This is a genomic window from Beutenbergia cavernae DSM 12333 (assembly GCF_000023105.1).
GTDB lineage: Bacteria > Actinomycetota > Actinomycetes > Actinomycetales > Beutenbergiaceae > Beutenbergia > Beutenbergia cavernae.
Genome location: NC_012669.1, coordinates 797,362 through 818,326, shown reverse-complemented (window position 1 = coordinate 818,326; position 20,965 = coordinate 797,362). Strand labels below are relative to the sequence as shown.

18 protein-coding genes are annotated in these 20,965 nt (G+C 73.0%); 2 read left to right on the top strand and 16 right to left on the bottom strand.

Annotated features, from left to right (window positions below):
• Positions 1 to 53: 53 nt before the first annotated feature.
• Together BCAV_RS21380 and BCAV_RS03710 are read right to left on the bottom strand one after the other, a co-directional pair.
• Entirely contained in the window at positions 54 to 1,067 is a 1,014-nt protein-coding gene (locus BCAV_RS21380) for a hypothetical protein (RefSeq protein ID WP_012725781.1), read from the bottom strand.
• A gap of 268 nt (positions 1,068 to 1,335) precedes the next feature.
• Entirely contained in the window at positions 1,336 to 2,850 is a 1,515-nt protein-coding gene (locus tag BCAV_RS03710) for an MFS transporter (protein ID WP_012725780.1), read from the bottom strand.
• A gap of 98 nt (positions 2,851 to 2,948) precedes the next feature.
• On the opposite strand from BCAV_RS03710, the gene soxR reads away from it, so the two are divergent.
• Positions 2,949 to 3,431 (top strand): redox-sensitive transcriptional activator SoxR, encoded by a 483-nt coding sequence (gene soxR, locus BCAV_RS03705; protein WP_012725779.1) that lies wholly within the window; start codon positions 2,949 to 2,951, stop codon positions 3,429 to 3,431.
• A 134-nt stretch (positions 3,432 to 3,565) separates the two neighbouring features.
• Here soxR and BCAV_RS03700 read toward each other — a convergent pair whose 3' ends face one another.
• The 13 genes from BCAV_RS03700 to iolC all read right to left on the bottom strand — a co-directional run bounded on the left by BCAV_RS03700 (position 3,566) and on the right by iolC (position 18,788).
• Positions 3,566 to 3,922 carry an SHOCT domain-containing protein gene (locus BCAV_RS03700; protein WP_012725778.1) on the bottom strand — a complete coding sequence of 119 codons (357 nt, stop codon included), beginning with the start codon at positions 3,920 to 3,922 and terminating at the stop codon, positions 3,566 to 3,568.
• 32 nt (positions 3,923 to 3,954) lie between these two features.
• Entirely contained in the window at positions 3,955 to 4,377 is a 423-nt protein-coding gene (locus tag BCAV_RS03695) for a DUF6325 family protein (RefSeq protein WP_012725777.1), read from the bottom strand.
• Between the two features lie 267 nt (positions 4,378 to 4,644).
• Complete coding sequence (locus BCAV_RS03690) at positions 4,645 to 6,117, bottom strand: NAD-dependent succinate-semialdehyde dehydrogenase (RefSeq protein WP_012725776.1); 1,473 nt, start codon at positions 6,115 to 6,117, stop codon at positions 4,645 to 4,647.
• Between the two features lie 56 nt (positions 6,118 to 6,173).
• Complete coding sequence (locus BCAV_RS03685; RefSeq protein WP_012725775.1) at positions 6,174 to 7,118, bottom strand: DUF1254 domain-containing protein; 945 nt, start codon at positions 7,116 to 7,118, stop codon at positions 6,174 to 6,176.
• Between the two features lie 14 nt (positions 7,119 to 7,132).
• Entirely contained in the window at positions 7,133 to 9,457 is a 2,325-nt protein-coding gene (locus BCAV_RS03680) for an arylsulfatase (protein ID WP_043346520.1), read from the bottom strand.
• A 118-nt stretch (positions 9,458 to 9,575) separates the two neighbouring features.
• Positions 9,576 to 10,313, bottom strand: a complete 738-nt coding sequence (locus BCAV_RS03675; RefSeq protein WP_043348383.1) for a phosphoglyceromutase — start codon at positions 10,311 to 10,313, stop codon at positions 9,576 to 9,578.
• A gap of 166 nt (positions 10,314 to 10,479) precedes the next feature.
• Complete coding sequence (locus BCAV_RS03670; RefSeq protein ID WP_012725772.1) at positions 10,480 to 11,562, bottom strand: Gfo/Idh/MocA family protein; 1,083 nt, start codon at positions 11,560 to 11,562, stop codon at positions 10,480 to 10,482.
• Positions 11,559 to 12,446, bottom strand: a complete 888-nt coding sequence (locus BCAV_RS03665; RefSeq protein WP_012725771.1) for a TIM barrel protein — start codon at positions 12,444 to 12,446, stop codon at positions 11,559 to 11,561. Before BCAV_RS03665 ends, BCAV_RS03670 begins: the two co-directional genes overlap by 4 nt.
• Before the next feature lie 167 nt (positions 12,447 to 12,613).
• The gene (locus BCAV_RS03660; protein WP_012725770.1) at positions 12,614 to 14,119 is read right to left on the bottom strand and encodes a CoA-acylating methylmalonate-semialdehyde dehydrogenase; all 1,506 of its coding nucleotides are present in this window, start codon (positions 14,117 to 14,119) and stop codon (positions 12,614 to 12,616) included.
• 25 nt (positions 14,120 to 14,144) lie between these two features.
• Positions 14,145 to 16,082 carry a 3D-(3,5/4)-trihydroxycyclohexane-1,2-dione acylhydrolase (decyclizing) gene (gene iolD / locus BCAV_RS03655; protein WP_012725769.1) on the bottom strand — a complete coding sequence of 646 codons (1,938 nt, stop codon included), beginning with the start codon at positions 16,080 to 16,082 and terminating at the stop codon, positions 14,145 to 14,147.
• Positions 16,079 to 16,987, bottom strand: coding sequence for a 5-deoxy-glucuronate isomerase (gene iolB, locus BCAV_RS03650; protein ID WP_012725768.1), 909 nt, complete (start codon positions 16,985 to 16,987; stop codon positions 16,079 to 16,081). The genes iolD and iolB overlap by 4 nt, the downstream gene beginning before the upstream one ends.
• Positions 16,984 to 17,853, bottom strand: coding sequence for a Cgl0159 family (beta/alpha)8-fold protein (locus tag BCAV_RS03645; RefSeq protein ID WP_012725767.1), 870 nt, complete (start codon positions 17,851 to 17,853; stop codon positions 16,984 to 16,986). Before BCAV_RS03645 ends, iolB begins: the two co-directional genes overlap by 4 nt.
• Positions 17,850 to 18,788 carry a 5-dehydro-2-deoxygluconokinase gene (iolC, locus tag BCAV_RS03640; RefSeq protein WP_187292869.1) on the bottom strand — a complete coding sequence of 313 codons (939 nt, stop codon included), beginning with the start codon at positions 18,786 to 18,788 and terminating at the stop codon, positions 17,850 to 17,852. Before iolC ends, BCAV_RS03645 begins: the two co-directional genes overlap by 4 nt.
• 304 nt (positions 18,789 to 19,092) lie before the next feature.
• Here iolC and BCAV_RS03635 point away from each other — a divergent pair, with 304 nt between their 5' ends.
• A complete protein-coding gene (locus BCAV_RS03635; RefSeq protein WP_012725765.1) occupies positions 19,093 to 19,872 on the top strand; it encodes a GntR family transcriptional regulator in 780 nt (259 codons plus the stop codon).
• Here BCAV_RS03635 and BCAV_RS03630 read toward each other — a convergent pair.
• The gene (locus tag BCAV_RS03630) at positions 19,839 to 20,936 is read right to left on the bottom strand and encodes a lactonase family protein (protein WP_012725764.1); all 1,098 of its coding nucleotides are present in this window, start codon (positions 20,934 to 20,936) and stop codon (positions 19,839 to 19,841) included. The two genes, BCAV_RS03635 and BCAV_RS03630, sit on opposite strands and share 34 nt — an antisense overlap.
• Between the last annotated feature and the right edge of the window lie 29 nt (positions 20,937 to 20,965).

Genomic DNA, 20,965 nt, shown 5'->3' with positions numbered 1-20,965 from the left:
AACCTCGTACCCCAGGGTGCGAGGTTCGACGTGAAGTGCGAGGTTCGGCGCGGTCAGTGGGCCCGCATGGGGCCGAGCGCCGGGATCGGCGGTCCCCAGTGCTCGCTCGGGATCGCCGCGCGCAGGCGCTCGACGGCGCGCCGGGGGGCCGCGACGTCGGTCGTGTCGAAGTGCAGGAGCGTGATCCGAGCGTCGCCGACGGCCACGCTCCGTCTCTTCTCGGCGAGGAGCGACCGCCGGACCGCATCCTCGGAGCTGCCGTACTTGGCGAGGCCGTCGTACTCCCACCCGACGCGCACCTGCGGCCAGTACCCGTCCAACCAGAACGTCCCGGTCGCGGTGTCGACGGGCTGCTGGAGGTGGGGGCGGGGAAGCCCGTGGGCGACGGCGAGCCAGCGCACCCAGCTCTCTCCGGCGCTCTCGGCGAGGGCGTCCGCGAACGGTATGAGGGCTCGCGCCTGCCGGACGCCGCGGGCTCCGCGCATCGCCGCCACGCGTGCGAGGAGGTCGTTCGCCTGGACGCCGTCGCGCAGCGCCCCGTCCACGACGACGAGCGCATCCAGAGGGCGGAGGAGGCGGGCGCAGTCCGCGGCCGTACGCGCGCGAGCCGTCACCGGGAGGTCGTGGCCCTCGCAGTCGGGATGCTCGCACCGCGCGGTGTGGACGAAGCCGTCGTCGACGTCGAGGGCCGCGTAGCTCCACCGGCGCCCCGAGGCGGCCCGGGCTCCGGGGGACGAGGTTCGGAGGATGATCGGAGCATCGGGACAGCGCCAGACGGGCCACCCGTACAGGAGCGCTGCCGACTCCCTCGCGAAGTGGTGCTCGCCCGTCAGGGCCTCGTGGTCGGCCCGCACTCGCGCGAGGTGGAGGCGCTCACGGCGTTGCCACACGGGCAGCTGCGGATCGACGACGACGCAGGCGGAGCGGCCGACGGCTGCGAGGCGCCCCGCCGCCACCTCGGAGCGGAGCGCCGGTCGCGCCAGCTCACCCGGTCGGACGAGCGCGGGAAGCGTGCGCGGCACGGGCGGGGTCACCGCGCGGGCGCCGGACGTCAGGACGGTTGCCACCCGTGGAGCGTGCAGCCCCAGGCCCGCCAGGGACTGCGGGCGTGTGGATGACTGCCGCCGCGAGCACCGATCGGCCGACCTGGGGACAACCCGCCACGCCACCCCGCGCCGACCCCTGCGAGCGCCCGCCCACCCCTCGCCCCGCCCACCCCACGCCGAACCTCGTCCTTCGCGTCGAACCTCGCACCCTGGGGTGCGAGGTTCGACGCGAAGTGCGAGGTTCGGCGCCAAGGGGCGCCGGCGCCCCCGACCGGGCCGGGGCCGAAGCTCAGTGGCTCGCGGAAGCGTCCAATGTCCGGGCGGCAGGCGAGGGCACCCCACCGGCGCGGGTGGCCAGCACCGCGACGGCCACACCGAGCAGCCCGCTCGCCGCCATCGCGAGCACGAACGCACCGGAGCCGATCACGCCGAGCAGCGCCGTCGTCGCCGTCCCGACGGTCGTGAGCAGGAGCGCCCCTCCGAGGGCGTCGCTGACCTGCACGGCCGCGCTGTTGCGACCCTGATCCGCCACGGGCGACAGCTCCAGGGTGCGCAGCGACGTCGTCGGGTGCGCAAGTCCCATCCCGAAGCCGACGAGCGCCCAGCCCACCATGCCGACGGCCACCGGGATCGCCGGCACGAGCAACAGTCCCGCGACGCCGATGCCGACGGCGATCGAGAGGCCGCCGTAGCGGAGGCAGTCCCGCGACGAGAGCCGGTCCCGCCCGCGCAACCACGCCGCCGTCGACCACGACACGCCGCCGACCGTGAGGATGATGCCCGCCAGCGCCGGCGTCAGACCGCGCTGGGTGATGAGCAGGAGCGGGAGGAACGCCTCGGTGCCGGAGAACGCGCCGCTCGCGCTCGCCCGGGTCACCATCACACTCGGCAGGCCCGGCGCGGCGCGGAGCGTCCCCCGCGGGACGAGCGGGACGGCGCACACGAGCACCACGACGAGCCCGACGACGGCCAGGACCACGTCGAGCGGCGCGACGTCCAGCCCGCCGGCCGCGGGGAGCTCGGCGTCGCCGTGGCCCGCCGGGCCGTCGCCCGCGATGCGCGCGCCGGCGAGGTTCGTGACGGCCAGACCGGCCGCGACGCCCACCGCCCACCACACCCGGCGCGTGGCGGCCAGCGCGTCGCCGGGCGCTGCGGCGTCGTCGGCCGCATCCTGCGATCCGCGCGACGCCGCACGCAGGCCAGGCGCGAGCAGCGCGAGGGTCGGCACCACGAGCACCGCGGCTCCGAGGAACACCCAGCGCCAGCCGATGTGGTCGACGACGAGCCCCGCCAGCGCCGGCCCCACGATCGACGGCACCACCCAGGCGGCCGCGAACGCCGCGAAGACCTTGGGGCGCTGCTCCGGGGCGAACACCCGCGCGACCAGCACGTACAGCGCCACGATGAACAGGCCCGTGCCGATCCCCTGCAGGGCGCGCCCGGCGACCACGACCACCATCTGGTGCGCCGAGCCGGCGACGACGAGGCCGGCCACGAACGTCGTGACGCCGGCGATCAGCGGTGGGTTCGGGCCGCGCCGGTCGGCCCATCCGCCGGCGAGCGTCATCCCGACGATGCTCGTGGCGAGCGACGTCGCGAACGCGACGGCGTACATCCCGAGACCGTCGAGCGCGGCGGCGACGGCGGGCATCGCCGTCGTCGTGCCCAGCGCCTCGAACGCGGCGAGGCTGATGAGCGCGACCATGCCGGCCAGCACCACCCGGTGCGGGATCTCGGGTCGCGGGGCGGTCTCGGCGGGAGGTGGGGCGACAGCGTCGCCGAGCGGTTCGGTCGTCCGGGTCACCTCGCTACTCTGGGACCTCGACCGAGGTTGAGGTCAAGGCGGTCCGAGGGCCGGACGGACAAGGTCCGCCCTGCCGCGAGACGTGGGAGGGGACGGACGTGCCGGAGGACGACGCCGTCGCGCGCCACCGGGAGCTGCGGCACCACGACATCAGTGTCGGTGAGCTGTCGCGGCGCTCCGGCGTCGCCGTCTCCGCCCTGCACTTCTACGAGTCCCGAGGCCTCATCCACGCCGAGCGCACCGCGGGGAACCAGCGGCGCTACCACCGGTCCACCCTGCGGCGCGTGGCGTTCATCCGCATCTCGCAGCGCGTCGGCCTCTCGCTCGCCCGCATCGCCGAAGCTCTCGCGGACCTCCCGGAGGACCGCGCACCGACGAAGCGCGACTGGGAGCGACTGTCGCGGCACTGGCGATCGGACCTGGACGCACGCATCGAGCAGCTCCAGCGGCTGCGCGACGACCTCACCGACTGCATCGGCTGCGGCTGCCTCTCGCTCGGCAGCTGCGCCCTCGCCAACCGCGCCGACGAGCTCGGCCAGGAGGGACCCGGCGCCCGGCGGATCGACGTCGAGCTCACATGAGGCCACCCTTCGCGAGAGGAAGTTTGCGCATCCGCGAGAGGATGTTCGCGGTCCGGGAGCGGCCCCTGTGCAGGGTTCCTCTCGCGGTGCCGCAGAGTTCCTCTCGCGAACGCGCAAACTTCCTCTCGCGAAGGTCAGGAGGCGAGGATCCTGGCCTTCTGCGCCTCGAACTCCGCCTCCGTGAGCACCCCCTGATCACGGAGGGCGGCCAGTTGGGTGAGCTGGCTGACGACGTCGGTGCCGCCTGCGGGCGGGGGCGGTGGCGCGGCGTAGGCCTGCTGGGCCGCCGCCTGCTGCGCCTGGGCCTCCATCGCCTCCTGCTGCTGCTCCTGCTCGTACGCCTGCGCCTGCTGCGCCTGCTGGGCGCGGCCCGCCTGGCGCCGCGCGACGCCCCCGGACACGGCCGTCGCCGTGCCGGCGATGACGGCGGTACGCGCCATCGTCCCGACGAGTCCGCGGCCGATCGGACGGCCAATCCCTCGTCTGAGCATGGTGTTCTCCTCTGTCTCGTCGTACGGGGCGGTCAGGACTGGGCCGCGAACTCCTCGAGCGCGGCCTCCACGATCTCGTGCGGGACGCGCTCGCCGCCGATGATGACGCCACCGGCGCCGCGGATGGCTTCGGCGAGCGGCGCTGCCCACACGTCCTCCCACACGAGCAGGGCGGCGGAGAAGTCCGGCTCGAGGGCGTCACCGGCTGCGGCGATGTCCTCCTCGCCGAGGAAGCCGCCGGCCTCGCCGGGGAGCTCGGCGAACGCTGCGGAGTCCTCGAGCCCGTCGTACTCGAACGTCGTCACCGTCCCGTCGGCGTCCTTCTTGAGGAACACGAGGTCGATGATGCGCACGGTCCCGGCGTCGATGAGGTCGGCGAGAGCCGGGACGATCTCGCCCTTGAACTGGTTGCCGGGGAACGCGATGAGAACGTACTCGACCGGACCGATCGACATGGTTTGCTCCTCCTGGCTGGGACGGGACACCCCGCTGCGAGTCCAGTGAACCGCCGCTCGTGGTCTCCCGCATCACACGCCATGGGTGACCCGGGCCGATCCGGAGCGCCTGCCGCAGACTTCCTCTCGCGGTGGCGCAGACTTCCTCTCGCGGTCGCGCAGACTTCCTCTCGCGGTCGCGCAGACTTCCTCTCGCGGTCGCGCAGACTTCCTCTCGCGGTCGCGCAGACTTCCTCTCGCGGTGGCGCAGACTTCCTCTCGCGAAGGTCAAGGGCCGAACGGGTCGGCGATCCCGACATACGTCGTCTCGAGGTACTCCTCGATCCCGACCGAGCCGCCCTCCCGCCCGATCCCCGACTGCTTCACCCCGCCGAACGGCGCCGCGGCGTCGGAGATCACCCCGGCGTTGATCCCGAGCATCCCGGTCTCGATCCGCTCGGCCAGCCGCAGCGCCCGCGAGACGTCGCGCGTGTAGGCGTAGGCGACGAGGCCGTACTCCGTGGCGTTCGCGAGGCGGACGGCGTCGTCCTCGTCTGAGAACGTGACGATCGGCGCGACCGGCCCGAAGATCTCCTCCCGCACCAGCCGCGCGTCCTCGGGCACACCGGCCAGCACCGTGGGCGGGTAGAACCAGCCCGGCCCGCCGGGGACCGCACCGCCCGTGAGCACCTGAGCACCGCCGTCGCGCGCGTCGGTCACCAGCTCGTCCACCTTGTCGCGCGCCTTCTCCTCGACGAGCGGGCCGACGTCGACGCCGTCCTCCGTGCCCCGGCCGAGGCGCAGCGCGCCGAGCCGGTCCGCGAGCCGCCGTCCGAACTCGTCGGCGACGGCGGCGTGCACGAGGAACCGGTTCGCCGCCGTGCACGCCTCCCCCATGTTCCGCATCTTCGCGGCGACGGCGCCGTCCACGGCGGCCTCGAGGTCGGCGTCGTCGAACACGAGGAACGGCGCGTTGCCGCCGAGCTCCATCGACGTGCGCAGCACCTGCTCGCTCGCCGCCGCGAGCAGCGAGCGCCCGACCTCCGTGGACCCCGTGAACGACAGCTTCCGTAGGCGCGGGTCGGCGATGAGCGGACCCGTGACGTCGCCGGATCGCGACGTCGAGATCAGGTTGACGACGCCGGGCGGCACGCCGACGTCGTCGAGCACCTTGACGAACAGGTGGGTCGTGAGCGGCGTGAGGCTGGCCGGCTTGATGACGACCGTGCAGCCGGCCGCGAGCGCGGGCGCGATCTTCCGGGTCGCCATCGCGAGCGGGAAGTTCCACGGCGTGATCAGGAGCGACGGGCCGACGGGCTTCTTCACCACGAGGATCCGGTTGGCGCCGTTCGGCGCGCGCAGGTAGCCGCCGTCGATGTGCGCCGCCTGCTCCGAGAACCAGCGCAGGAACTCCGCGCCGTACGTGACCTCCGCCCGCGACTGGTCGAGCGGCTTGCCCATCTCGAGCGTCATGAGGAGCGCGACGTCGTCCGCCCGGGCCGTCACGGCGTCGAACGCGGCGCGCAACAGCTCCGCTCGTTCGCGCGGCGGCGTCCGGCCCCAGCCGTCCTGCGCCTCGTGCGCGGCGGCGAGCGCCGCCTCGCCGTCCTCGGGCGTCGCGTCGGCCACGGCGGCGATCACGTCGCCGGTGGCCGGGTCGTGGACGTCGAACGTGGCCGACGACGACGCCGCGCGCCACTGTCCCGCGATGTACAGCTGGGTGGGGACGGAGGACAGCAGCGTCCGCTCGGCGTCGGTCATCTCTCGACCCTAGGACGCCGAGCGGGCGCATGCAGGTCCGCGCGAGACCCGGTTCCTCAGGCCCCGACGATCTCGGGCGCCGACCAGGTCGCGAGCTCGTCGAGCCGCGGACGGTACAGCCGCACCAGGAGGTTCCAGCCCTCGGGCAGGTCGACCCGGTTCGGCGCGTCGTCGCCCCAGTCCCCGAGATGCACGGTGGTCGTGCCGTCGTCGCCCCGCACCGCGAACACGGAGTTGACGTTGGTCAGGCCGGCGGGCCCGGGCTCGAAGTAGCCGGCCGCGTTGTACACGCTGAGCGACCAGAACGCATCGGCGGGGACGTCGGTGCCGAACGTCATCGTGTACCGCCCGACCGGCAGCCTGGGCTCGATCGTGAGGTAGGACGCCTCGGCGTCGGGCAGGCCGCCCCAGCCCAGTGCTGTGCCGACGAGGTGCCGCACGGGATCGACGTCCTCGGCCCTCCCGAAGCTGCGCTCGAGCCCGCCCATCGTCCGACCGAGCACGAGCAGCGCCTCACGGACCTCCCGGTAGCTGACGTCGTCGACCGCTTGAGCCTCGAACGGCCGCTGCGCGGCGGTCTCCAGCGTCAGGGCGTCCTGGAGCCGGTGCACCTGGGCCACGTCCGAGTCGTCCGAGGGGTCGAACAGCATCCGCGCGGCGACGACGACGTAGTCGGTGCCGAACTCGTCCCGCGCGAGCTCGTACGTCCCGGCGTCGTGAAACACCCGGTTGATGTAGTGATCCTGGTTGATGACCATCACCGAGAGGTACCGACCGCCGACGTCGGGGACCGTGAGCGCCGCGGCGCCGCCGGCGAGGTCGACGACGGCCACCGAGTACAGCGTGTCGCGGTTCTGCCGGATGACCGGCTGCTGCTCGAGCGGCGCCAGCTCACGGTCGTGATGGAAGACGCCGAGGGCGCCGATGATCGGCATCATCCGCTGGATCATCGTGTCGCTCTCGACGCGTGCGAAGGTGTCGATCGTGACGATCGTGCTCATCGTGGTCGTCCTTCCTACTCGCGCGCGAGGACTGCCGCCGCCTCGAGCTCGAGGTCGAGGTACTGCTCCTCGCTCACGTCGATGCCGACGCCGAGCAGCTTGCCGCCGGTGAACGGGAACGGGTTCGTGTACTGGCCGCTGACGGCGTCGGCGCTGTCGTAGCCGACGCACAGCCCGTCGCCGCACAGCGTGAACTTTCCGACCTGCGCCCGCATCGGGCCCTCCGCGACGACCTGGTCGTCGACGTAGAGCGTGCACGTGCCGATGGATTCGCCGTGCTCCCCGGCGCTCTCGCGGATGAACTCCATCCCGAGCGTGTGCGGTCCCGCAGCGAGAGGCTCCGACGCGAACATCTGCTCCGGCGGGATGCCGAGGAAATTGGACACGTAGTGCAGCCGGTCGTCCTTGAGGAACAGCGCGTGCCCTCCGAACCGGGACCCGTGCGCGAACAGCACGCCCTGCGCCCCCTCGTCGAGAACCACGTCCGCGATGATCTTGAACGAGCGGCCTCGGACGTTGACCGCCACGCTCTCGGGCACGGCCGCCGTGTCCGGGTAGTAGACGTATCGGGTTCGGGGAGGCTCAGCCTGTGGTCGTTCGATCGTGACGATCTCGAGCGCGGCACGGTCGTCGAGCGGCAGGACGTGGTTCCTCTCGGCCTCCTCGGACCAGACGGCGATGAGCTCCTGCAGCTTCTCGGGATGCTCCGCGGCGAGGTCCTTCGATTCCGATCGATCGACGTCGACGTGGTACAGCTCCCAGCGGTCGTCGTCGAAGTGGCCGTGCCCGGTGAGCGGTGCGTGGATGGCGGAGGCCTTCCATCCGTCCTTCCAGATGCCGCGTGTGCCGAGCATCGAGTAGTACTGAACGGTCTTCTCCGTCGGACCGTCCGGCTCGGCGTCGAAGCTGTACTTCATCGACACACCGTCCAGCGGGCGCTGCGTCACGCCCCGGAACTCGGCGGGCATCTCGATGCCGACGACGTCGAGGACCGTGGCGACGATGTCGGTCGAGTGGTGGTACTGGTGCCGGATCTCGCCCTTGGCCCTGATGCCGGCCGGCCAGTGGACGATCATCGGGTCGCAGGTGCCGCCTGAGAACTGCGAGTAGCGCTTGAACATCTGGAACGGCGTCGAGAACGCCGCCGCCCACCCCGTCGGGTAGTGGTTGTACGTCTCGGGCGAGCCGAGCACGTCGATCTTCGCGAGGTTCTCGGCGAGGTCGTCCGGGTAGCCGTTGAAGAACTTGTTCTCGTTGACCGAGCCGTCGGGGGAACCCTCCCCGGACGCGCCGTTGTCGGCGCAGTAGAAGATCAGCGTGTTCTCGAGCTGGCCCGTCTCCTCGAGGTAGTCGACGATGCGGCCGACCTGCGCGTCCGTGTACTCGCTGAAACCGGCGAACACCTCGGCCATGTGGGAGAACAGGCGCCTCTCGTCATCGGAGAGGGAGTCCCACGGCTTGACGTAGTCGGCCGGGTTGGCCTGGTCCTCCGGCATCGGGTTGAACGGCGTGAGCGCCGTGCCCGATGGCAGGACGCCGCGTTCGACCATCCGGTCGAGCACCCACGTGCGGTAGGCGTCGTAGCCGTCGTCGAACGCGCCCCTGTACTTCTCGATGTACTCCTGCGGCGCATGGTGCGGTGCGTGGTTCGCGCCCGGGCAGAACCACGTGTACCAGGGCTTCGACGGGTTCGAGGAGTTCTGGTCACGGATCATCCGGATCGCCTGGTCGGCCAGATCCTTCGAGAGGTGGTAGCCCTCGTCCGGCGTGTACGGCGGCTCCACGAACCGGTTGTCCTCGACGAGGTCGGGGTACCAGTTGTTCGTCTCGCCGCCGAGGAAGCCGTAGAACCGGTCGAAGCCCATGGCCAGCGGCCACTGCGACTTGCTCCCGCCGGACGAGACGTCCTCCTCCGGCACGTTGTGGTTCTTGCCCACCCAGAACGTCGAGTAGCCGTTCTGCTGCAGGACCTGGCCGACCGTGGCGCACTCCTCGGGGATGCGGCCCGCATATCCCGGGAAGCCGTTCGTGGTCTCCATGATCGAGCCCATGCCGTTGGCGTTGTGGTTGCGTCCGGTCAGGAACGTCGACCGCGTCGGCGAGCACAGCGCCGTCGTGTGCCACTGCGTGTACGTCAACCCGTTCGCGGCGAGACGGTCGAGCGTCGGCATGCTGATGCGGCCGCCGTACGGCGACCACGAGGCCATACCGGTGTCGTCGTACAGGATGACGAGCACGTTCGGCGCGCCCTCCGGGGCGCGCTTCAGCTCGTACGGCGACCAGTCGGGGACGGAGTCCCGCACGTCGAGCTTGATGACTCCAGAGAACTCCTCGGACACCTGACCCACCGATCCTCTCGGGCATGCGTGACGTCGTCGTCACGCTAGCCCGAGGGGGTCGCCGGGGACAGACATCCTGGCAGGGATCGCCGAAAGTTCACCCGTCGCGGGTGAGGGGCTACTTCCCCTGGTTCGCGACCGCCGCGATCGCCTCCGCGGCCGCGGCCGGGTCGAGGTAGCGACCGCCCGTGGTGACCGGCTCGAAGTTGTCGTCGAGCTCGTACACGAGCGGGATGCCCGTCGGGATGTTGAGCCCGGCGATCGTGGCGTCGTCGACGCCGTCGAGGTGCTTGACGATCGCGCGCAGCGAGTTGCCGTGAGCGGCGACCAGCACGGTCTTGCCCTCGGCGAGGTCGGGCGTGATCTCCGAGTTCCAGTACGGCAGCGCCCGTTCGAGCACGTTCTTCAGCGCCTCGGTGCGCGGGATCGGCTCGCCCGCGTAGCGCGGGTCGCCGTCCTGCGAGAACTGGGAGCCGAGCTCGATCTCCGGCGGCGGCACGTCGTACGAGCGGCGCCAGGTCATGAACTGCTCCTCGCCGAACTCGTCGCGGATCTGCCTCTTGTCCTTGCCCTGCAGCGCTCCGTAGTGCCGCTCGTTGAGGCGCCACGAGCGGTGCACTGGGATCCAGTGCCGGTCGGCGGCGTCGAGGGCGAGGTTCGCCGTCGAGATCGCACGACGCAGCAGGGAGGTGTGGACGACGTCGGGCAGCACGCCCGCCTCGACGAGGAGCTGTCCACCGCGGATCGCCTCGGCGGTGCCCTTCTCCGACAGCGGCACGTCCACCCAGCCGGTGAAGAGGTTCTTCGCGTTCCACTCGCTCTCGCCGTGGCGGAGCAGCACCAGGGTGTAGGTCATGCCGCCCATTGTGGCGCACCGCCACGGCGACGCTCCTCGGTGTCCGCGACGCGACCCTCACGTCGATCGACGTCGCGACGCCTCGCTGATTCAGACCCGAGCGGTCGACTCAGACCCTCCGGAGGGTCTGAGTCGACCGCTCGGGTCTGAATCAGCGGACGTCGGATCAGGCGTAGAGGGCGGGGCGCTGGGCGAGGGACACCGGGACCCAACCGCCGGCGTCCACGCGGCCGGCGCCGTCGTCCTCGCCGCCGAGCACCGCGGCCAGGGAGCGCACGCCGGCGTCGCAGACGACGGCGGCCGCGTACCCGTCCCACGCCGTCGAGGCCGACGCCGACGCCGCACCACCCGCGCCGTCACCGGCGGCGCCACCACCCGCCGCGACGGCGGAGATCCAGTGCTGCACCTCGGCGTTGAACGCGGCGTGGAACCGGTCGTTGTGGTCGGACGTGATGCGGTGCCGGGCGCCTGACGCGTCGCGCCGCGACACGACCGACTGGTCGCCCAGCGACACGACACCGGTCTCGAGCACGAGCTCGCACTGCACGTCGTACCCGTACCGGGCGTTGACGAAGACCTCGACGTCGACCCGCACCCCGGAGATCGTCTCGAGCAGCAGCGTCAGCGGGTCGATCTGGTGGCCGAAGCGGTTCCGCGTGCTCTTCCCGACGTCGACGCGGACCCTGGCGATCTCCTCCCCCAGCAGCCAGCGCATCGCGTCGATCTCGTGGATCGCGGTGTCGGTGATCGCCATCGTCGCCCGGTACGCCTCGCGCGCGGACGGGTTGCGGTGCCGGCAGTGCACGAGCAGCGCCTCACCCAGCTCGCCGCCGTCGAGCACCGCCTTCATCGCCAGGTACGACGCGTCGAAGCGCCGCATGAAGCCGATGGTCACGAGCCGTCGTCCGGCAGCCACCTCCGCGGCCATCACCTGCTCGCACTCCGCCGCGGTCGGCGCGAGCGGCTTCTCGCACAGCACGGGCTTGCCCGCGGCGACGGCGGCGAGCACCGGCTCGAGGTGCGCCGTCCCGTCGCTGGCCACGAGCACGGCGTCGACGGCGTCCGAGGCCACCAGCTCCGTCGCGCTGCCGAACACCTTCGCCCCGATCGGTTCCGCCACGCGGCGCGCGTTGACCTCGTCGATGTCGTGGACGGCGACGACGGCGCCGCCCGCCAGCTCACCCGTGATCCGGTCGATGTGCGCCCGGCCCATCCCCCCGGGCCCGACGACGCCGATGCGGACGGTCATGCCGTCGGCCCGGGCAGACCGAGGCCGCACTCGGCGAGGAACCGGCGGGTGGCGATCGCGTTCGGCAGCGGCACGGACGCCTCGACCGGGTAGAGGTCCTGCTCCGTGATGACGTACAGGTCCTTGTCGAGGCCCGCGAGCGCCGAGACGAGAGCCCGCATGTCCGGCTCGCCCGCCGGCGGCGCCACCGAGACGCCGCGCGCGACGGCCTCCCCGAACGGCCAGTCCTCGGAGTGCGCCTGGCGCACGAGCTCCGGGTCGAACGCCTTGATGTGCACGTACGCGATGCGCTCCGGATACTCCGAGATCATCCCGATCGGGTCGCCCTGCCCGTAGATGACGTGACCGGTGTCCAGGCAGAAGTTGACGTACGCGGGGTCCGTCGCGTCGAAGATGCGCGCGATCTCCTCGGGCGTCTCGATGTGGCTGTCGCCGTGCGGGTGCAACACCATCCGCAGCCCGTAGTCGTCCAGCAGCAGGCGCCCGAGCCGGTTCGCGTTCTCGACGTACAGCGCCCACGCCGACGGCGAGAGCTCCCGCTCGTCGATCATCTCGCCCGTCTTGTCGTCCCGGAACAGGGGCGGCAGGTGCACGAGGTACTCGGCGCCGACGGCTGCGTGCGTCGCAGCGATCGCCCGGAAGCGCTCCTCCGTCTGGGGCCAGGCGTCGGCCTGGTGCAGGATCCCCCACCCCGTCCCGGCCACGACCCGGAACCCTCGCGCCGCCATCTCCGCCGCCAGCCGGTCCGGGTCCGTCGGGAAGTACCCGAACGGGCCGGTCTCCATCACGGAGAAGCCCGCCTCGGCCATCTCGTCCAGCGCCCGCTCCCAGGGGATCTGCTGCTCGTCGTCCGGGAACCAGACCCCCCACTGGTCCGGGCACACGCCGAGCGTCAGCCGGGAGTACCGCGGGTCGGTGTTCGTGGACAGGTCCGCACGGTGGGCGAGATCCCGCCCCGTGGACGACGGCGTCCCCGCCTCCCCGGGCGGCGGCGAGCTGAGCGGCGGTCGGGTCACGTGGTGCTCCTTCGCTGACGGGTGATCGGTGGTCGCTACTTCGTGGAGTCGCCGGAGAAGTGGAACGACGCGCGGTCGGCGAGCTCACGGGTGCGGGGCCAGCGCTGCGTCACGACCTTGGCCTGGGTGTAGAAGGCGACGCCCTCGGGGCCGTAGATGTGGCTGGACCCGAACAGCGAGTCCTTCCAGCCGCCGAACGAGTGGTAGGCCACGGGCACGGGGATCGGCACGTTGATGCCGATCATGCCGACCGTCACGTCCCGCTGGAACGTGCGCGCCGCCTCGCCGGAGCTCGTGAAGATCGCCGTGCCGTTCCCGTACGGGTTGGTGTTGATGACGTCGACCGCCTCCTCGAGGCCGGTCACGCGGACGACGTCGATGACGGGCCCGAAGATCTCCTCGCGGTACGCCTCGTGCTCGGGCTGGACGTGGTCGATGACCGTCGGGCCGACGAAGAACCCGTCCTCGTGCCCGTCGACCACGTGCCCGCGCCCGTCGACGACGAGCGTGGCGCCGTCGTCCTCGGCAGAGCCGATGAGCCGCTCGATGCGCTCCTTCGCCGCCGGCGTGATGACAGGACCCATGTCCGCGTCCGGGTCCGAGCCGGGCCGCACGCGGACCGCCCGCGCCTTGGTCGCGAGGCGTTCCACGAGCGCGTCGGCGACGGAGTCCTCGACCACCGCCACCGAGATCGCCATGCACCGCTCCCCGGCCGCGCCGAACGCGGCGGCGGTGAGGTTCTCCGCGGCGTTGTCGAGATCGGCGTCGCCGAGCACGACCGCGTGGTTCTTCGCCCCGCCGAGCGCCTGGACCCGCTTGCCGTGCTCGGTGGCGGTCGCGTGGATGTACCGAGCGATCGGCGTCGACCCCACGAACGAGACGGCGGCGACGTCGTCGTGCGTGAGCAGCGCGTCGACGGCGACCTTGTCGCCCTGGACGACGTTGAACACGCCGTCGGGCAGCCCGGCGTCCGCCCACAGCTGGGCCAGGAACAGGCTGGCGGACGGGTCCCGTTCGGACGGCTTGAGCACGAACGTGTTGCCGCACGCGATCGCGAGAGGTGCCATCCACAGCGGCACCATGGCGGGGAAGTTGAACGGCGTGATGCCCACGGCGACGCCGAGCGGCTGCCGGAACGAGTACACGTCGATCCCGGTGGCCGCCTGCGGCGAGTACTCGCCCTTGAGCAGCTGCGGGATGCCGGAGGCGAACTCGACGACCTCGAGGCCGCGCCCGATCTCGCCCTTGGCGTCGGAGATGACCTTGCCGTGCTCGCGGCTGACGATCCGGGCCAGCTCGTCGGTGTGGGCGACGAGGAGCTCGCGGAAGCCGAACAGGATCGACGAGCGCTTCGCGAGCGACACCTGCGACCAGTCCTCGAAGGCACGCGACGCGGCGCCGACGGCCTCGTCGACCTCCCCGGGTGTCGCGTGGGCGAGCTGGGCGACGACCTCGCCGCGGGCGGGGTCGTACACGGGGGACGTCTTCTCGGCGGCGGGCGAGTACGGCTTGCCGTCGATCCAGTGTCCGATGGTGGTCATGGCTGGGCTCCTCCCTCGGGGTGGGTCACAGGTACGGCCGTTGGGCCGCCCGGGACCGCACGTACTCGGAGTACGCGGCGCGCGTGCTCTCGAGCGTCGAGACCTCGCTGACGGGCACGTCCCACCACGCCGACGACGGCGGGTTCGGGCCGGTCAGGTCCGTCTCGATGACGATGACGGTCGTGACGTCGCCGGCGGCGGCGTCCGAGAAGGCGGACCGGAACTCCCCGATCCCGTCCGCGACGACGACGCGCGCGCCGAGGCTCGCGGCGTTGGCGGCGACGTCGAACGGCACCTCGCCGCCGTCCAGAGCTCCCGAGGCCTCGTCGCGCATCCGGTAGCGCGTGCCGAACCGCTGCGACCCGACCGACTCCGACAGCGCACCGATCGAGGCGAAGCCGTGGTTCTGCAGCACCACCAGCACCACCTTGAGCCCCTCCGACACGATCGTCGTGAGCTCGGTCGGGAGCATCTGGTAGCCGCCGTCGCCGACGACGGCGACGACCTCGCGCTCGGGGGCGGCGAGCTTGACGCCGAGAGCGGCGGGGATCTCGTACCCCATGCACGAGTACCCGTACTCGAGGTGGTACTGCTCCGGCGACGAGGCCCGCCACAGGGCCTGCAGGTCCCCCGGCATCGAGCCGGCGGCGTTGATGAGCACGTCGTCGGGACCCATGAGCTCGTTGAGCACCCCGAACACCTCGGTCTGCGCCGGGAGCGGCCCGTGGTCGGCGTGGTAGCAGGCCTCGGTGACCTCGTGCCACGCGGAGGACCGCTCGGCGACCTCGGCGCGGTACTCCTCGCTCGTGCGGTAGCCCTCGAGCGCCGCGGTCAGGGCGGTCAGCCCGGCCCGCGCGTCGGCCACGACCATCTCGGCGGAGTGCTTCGCGGCGTCGAACGCGGCGACGTTGAGGTTGACGAAGCGCACGTCGGGGTCGGCGAACACGGTGTGGCTCGCCGTCGTGAAGTCGGTGTACCGCGTGCCGACGCCGATGACGACGTCGGCCTGTGCGGCGAGCGCGTTCGCGGCGGCGTTGCCGGTGGCTCCCACGCCGCCGGCGGCGAGCGGGTGGTCCCAGGCGATCGCGCCCTTGCCCGCCTGCGTGTCGACGACCGGGATCCCGGTGGCGTCGGCGAACGCGGTGAGGTCACCGGACGCCGTCGAGTACCGCACGCCGCCGCCGGCGACGACGAGCGGGCGGCGCGCGGAGCGGACGAGGGCCGCGGCCCGCTCCAGCGCCGCCGGCTCCGGCACCGCGCGGGCCACGTGCCACGTGCGCTCCCGGAACAGCTCGACCGGCCAGAGGTGCGCCTCCGCCTGGACGTCCTGCGGCAGGCAGAGCGTGACGGCGCCGGTCTCGGCCGGGTCCGCGAGCACCCGCATCGCGGCCGGCAGGCTCGCGATCAGCTGCTCGGGGCGCGTGATCCGGTCCCAGTACCGGGAGAGCGGGCGGAACGCGTCGTTCACGGAGACGTCGGGCGAGGACGGCACCTCGAGCTGCTGCAGCACCGGGTCCGGGATGCGGGTGGCGAACGTGTCCGACGGCAGCAGCAGGACCGGGATCCGGTCGATCGTCGCGAGCGCCGCGCCCGTGAGCATGTTCGTGGACCCGGGCCCGATCGACGCCGCGCACGCCATGGCCTGGAGGCGGTGGCGCGTGCGCGCGAAGCCGACGGCGGCGTGCACCATCGCCTGCTCGTTGCGCGCGAGGTAGTACGTGAGCGGCTCGGTGGGTCGGCCGAGACCGTCGGGCTCGTCCGAGCCCGCGCCGTCGTCGTACTCGCGCGCGTGCTGCAGCAGCGCCTGCCCGACGCCGGCGACGTTCCCGTGCCCGAAGATCCCGAAGCACCCGGGAACGAGGCGCTGCCGGACGCCGTCGCGCTCGCTGTACTGCACCGACAGGAAGCGGACGAGCGCCTGGGCGACGGTGAGCCGGACGCTGCCCGAGACCGGGCTGGTCATCGCACCTCCTCCTCGAGCCGTGCGCGCGGGTCCGGCTCCTGGTCGCCCCACGTCCTCCGCACCCACGCGTGCGTCGGGTCGTCGACGGCGAGCCACCGGCCGTCGGCCACGGGGCCGGCCATGACGTTGAGGTAGTACAGGTCGTACCCGGGCGCCGCCATCGACGGTCCGTGATAGCCGTGCGGCACGAGGACCACGTCCCCCGACCGTACCTCTGCGAGCAGGTCGATGGGCGGGGAGTCTCCGTACACGCGGTGGTAGGCGAGCCCGGGCTCGCCCGCGGGCGAGTCTGCGACGACGAACGCGTAGATCTCCTCGAGCTCGCGCTCGTCCTCGGCGTGGGCGTCGTGCTTGTGCGGCGGGTAGGAGGACCAGTTGCCGCCGGGGGTGACGACCTCGCACACGAGCAGGCGGCGGGTCCGGACGCCGGCGGCCGGGCCGGCGTCGATCGTGTAGTCCTGCACGCGCCGCGACGCCTGCCCGGCGCCGCGCAGCTCGACGCCGACGGCGCTCGCGGGGAGATAGGCGACGCCGTCCGTGGAGTGGTCGGGGCCGCTGCGGCCCGCCGACTCGTCGAGGTCGGCGACGCGCGCGGTGGCGACGGCGACGTGACCGGTCAGACGCGCCGTCGTCCCGCGCGGGAGGTAGAGCGCGTCGCTCGGCCCCGCGAAGACGTCGCGACGACCGACGAGCTCGTACATCTCGCCGTCGTGCACATGTACGGTCGCGGCGCCGCTCAGCGGGAGCACGAGCGCCTCGTCGGCGTCGAGGCGCAGCTCGACGTCCGTCGCGGCCGGGTCGGTGACGCCGAGGCCGCTGTACGCCCAGCCGGCGCGCGCGGGGTCGATCCACGTGCGCCAGCCCGGTCGAGCGGCCGTGCCGGCACGCAGGTGAAGGTCGGTCACAGCATCCCCACCACCTCGTCGACGGCCGCGGCGACGTCGCCGCCGGGCGGGTACAGCAGCGAGCGGCCGATCACGAAGCCCCGCACGCTCGGCAGCTCGAGCGCCGCACGCCACGACTCCATGGTCGCGTCGAGGTCCTCCGGGACCTCCCCACCGAGCACGAGGAGCGGGAGCGTGGTGGCCGACGCGACGCGTTCCATGTCGGCGGCGAGCGGCACCTTGAGCCAGGTCCGACGCGTGGTGGACGCGAGCCCTGACGCGATCGCCACGGAGCGGACGACGGCGTCCGTGCCGAGGTCGGTGCGCAGCCCGCCCTCGCCGCGCCCGACGAGGAACGGCTCGACGAGCGCGACGAGGTCCCGCGCGGCGAGGGCGTCGACCGCGCGGGCCGACGCCTCGAGCGTGGCGAGCGAGCCGGCGTCGTCGAGATCCAGGCGCAGCAGCATCTTGCCGCCGTCGAGCCCGGCGGCGGCGATCCCCGCGGCGTCGTAGCCGGTGAACCGGTCGTCCAGCTCGAAGCTCGCGCCGGCCAGGCCGCCCCGGTTCATCGAGCCGAGCACGAGCTTGCCGTCCAGCGCGCCGAGCAGCGTGAGGTCCTCGACGAGGTCGGCCGTGCCGACGAACCCGGTCACGCCGGGCCGCCCGAGGGCGACGACGAGGCGCCTCAGCAGCTCGAAGCGGTCGCCCATCGCGGTGGGGTCGGCGCCGGCGCCGAGCGCGCCGCGCGCCGGGTGGTCGGCGGCCAGCAGCAGCACGCGCGCGCCGGGATCGGCGGGCGGCGCGAACCGGGGGCGGGCGGCGAGCGAGCTGCGGACGGCGTCCGGGTCCGTGAATCGCAGCGCCGGCAGGTCACGCGGCCGCGTCATCGCACGGCTCCCGCCGCCAGGACGGCGTCGATCTCGCCCGGGGTGGGCATCGCCGTCGAGCACTCGAGACGACCGGCAACGATCGCCCCCGCCGCGCTCGCCGCGGCCATGGTGGCCTCGAGCGGCGCGCCGGTGAGGAGGCCGTGGACGAGTGAGCCGCCGAACGCGTCGCCGGCCCCGAGCCCGTTGACGACCTCGACCGGCATCGGTGGCACCTCGACCCGCTCCTCGCGCGTGGCCGCCAGCACGCCGCGAGGCCCGAGCTTGACGACGGCGAGCTCGGCGCCCGCGTCGAGCAGCGCCTCGGCCGCGGCGTCCGGGTCGCTCTCGCCGACGGCGACGGCGCACTCCTCCCGGTTGCCGACGGCGACGGTCACGTGCGGCAGGATCCTCGCGATCTGCTCGCGAGCGGCCTCGGGGCTCGCCCAGAACATGGGCCGGTAGTCCAGATCCAGCACGGTGTGCGCGCGGCGCGCCCCGCCCGCAGACCTCGCCTCGTACGCGGCCAGGTGCGCGGACCGGCTGGGCTCCTCCGAGAGCCCCGTGACCGTGCCCCAGAACAGCTGGACGCGAGCGATGGCCTCGAGGTCGAGGTGCTCGGGGCGGATCTGCAGGTCCGGCGCGCTCGGCCGGCGGTAGAAGTACAGGGGGAAGTCGTCCGGCGGGAACAGCTCGCAGAACGTGATCGGCGTCAGGTGGGTCGGGTCGACGACGACCATCGCGTCGTCGACGCCGAGCTCGCGGATCGTCCTGCGGACATACCTCCCGAACGGGTCATCGCCGACCCCGGTGATGACGGCCGGGCGGTGCCCCAGGCGGGCCGACGCGACCGCGACGTTGGTCGCGCTGCCGCCGAGGAACTTGCCGAACGTGGTCACGTCCTCGAGCCCGACACCGCTCGTCAGCGGGTAGAGGTCGACGCCGCTGCGCCCCATCGTGATGACATCGTGCTCCACGCCGGTCACTGTGCCTCACGCCGGTCGCACTGGCAAATGTTCGGACAAATGGTGGACGCCTCCCTGCCGACGCCACGTGCGAGGTTCCCGCCGAGGTCCGCTGTCCGGGCCCTCGCGTCTCGCCGTGAACCTCGCACCTCACGGACTCCTGCCGCGACGACCGCTAGCGCATGTCCGGACATTTCGGCGATGATGGGCGCGCGGCGGCCCCGCCGCAGCCGCGCACCGGCGACGCCGGGCGCAGCGATGGGCCTGACGAGCAGACGTGACGAGGCGGTGCGACGTGGACGCCCAGCACGCCCCTGAAGCCGAGGCCGTCGCCGACCGCGGCGAGTACGTCCCGCACGTCGAGATCGACCGCGCCGTCGACGCCCCTCTGTACGAGCAGGTCGCCGCGGCGATCTCGGACGCGATCCACGCCGGGGACGTCGCCGTCGGCACCCGCCTGGAGAACGAGGTCGCGATGGCCCGGCGCCTGGGCATCTCCCGGCCCACGGCGCGCCGCGCGCTCGCGGAGCTCGTCGAGGACGGCCTCCTCGTCCGCCGCCGCGGCGCCGGCACGCACGTCGCGAGCGGCCGGATCGCCCGCCCTGTCGAGCTCACCTCCCTGTGGGACGACCTCGACGCCGAGCACCGCACGCCCGAGACGCGGGTCCTCGCGTACGACGTCGTCCGCGACGACGACCTGTGCCGCACCCTCGCGCTGCCGCGCGGCACCGCCGTCGCCGTCCTGCGCCGCCTGCGCCTGGCCGACGGCGACCCACTGGCGCTGCTGCTCAACCACGTCCCGGCCGACCTGGCGCCGCCCCGCGAGGAGCTCGAGCGGGACGGCCTCTACGCCGCGCTGCGCCGCCGCGGCGTGCGCCTGCACACCGCGCGGCAGCGGATCGGTGCGCGGCTCGCGCACGCCGAGGAGGCCCGCCTGCTCGGCGAGCCCGGCCGCACGTGCGTCCTCACGATGGAGCGCACGGCGTACGACGACGGCGGCCGCGTGGTCGAGCACGGCTCGCACGCCTACCGCGCGTCGCGCTACTCGTTCTCGACCACGCTGCTCGCCCGCTGAGGAACCACGCACGCCGGCGCCGGGACGTCCAGGCGCACGGTCGCGGGCCGCAGCACGCCCGTCGTGTCGCGCTCGTGCACCACCACCTGGTGGGCGCGCTCGCCCGCGACCACGACCCGACCCGCTCCCTCCCGGACGGCGACGAAGTGCCGCGGCCAGGTCGCCGTCGGGCACTCGCCGATCAGGTCGAGCGACGGGACGTCGTCGCGGTGCACGGCGAACGTGCTGATGACGTCGGCGCCGCGCACGCCCACGTCGAGCAGCGCGGTGCCGTCGTCGCGCACCGTGAGCTCCAGGTGCGACGGGAAGCTCGCCGGTCCGCCCGAGCCCGGGCGCCGCGCGGTGGTCGGGACGCGGGAGAGCAGGTCCGCGCGCGCTGTCGCGGCGTCCCACGCGAGCACCGCCACCTCGTCGCTGAGCTCGAGCGTGACGTACAGCGTCTCGCCGTCGACGGCGACGTGCCGGGGTCCCGTGCCGGGCGGCAGGTCCGACAGCACCGGTTGCGCGCCGGGTCGGCCCTCGGCGTCCAGCGGGTAGGCGCGGAGCTGGTCGGTCCCGAGGTCGGCGACGAGCAGGTGCGTGCCTCCGGGCGACAGCGTGCACGAGTGCGCGTGAGGTCCGGCCTGACGATCGGCGTTCGGGCCGCTCCCGTCGTGCCGCAGGAGGACGACGTCGCTCGTCGGGTTCCCGGCGTCGTCGAGACCGATCGCGCTGGCGACGCCGTCGCCGTAGTTCGCGACGTACAGCCACCGCCCGCTCGGGTGCACGGCGAGGTGGCAGGGCGCCGTCCCCCCGCTGCGCACTGTCGCGAGGGGGGTCGCGGCGCCGTCCTCGGTCACCGCGAACGTCGCGACGGCGCCGTCGACCTGTTCGGCGACGGCGTACAGGCGCGGGGCCCTCGGGTGCGCGGCGAGGAACGACGGCGACGGCGACGGCGCCACCTGCACCGGGCCCGCGGCGCCGAGGAACCAGAGGCCCTCACCGGATCCGGCCGGCGCCCCGGCACCTCCGGGCGGGTAGGTGCCGAGCCAGAGTGGGTGCCGGAGCGTCGCGCCTGAGGTCATGGCCACACCCTGGCACGCGAACCGGCCGC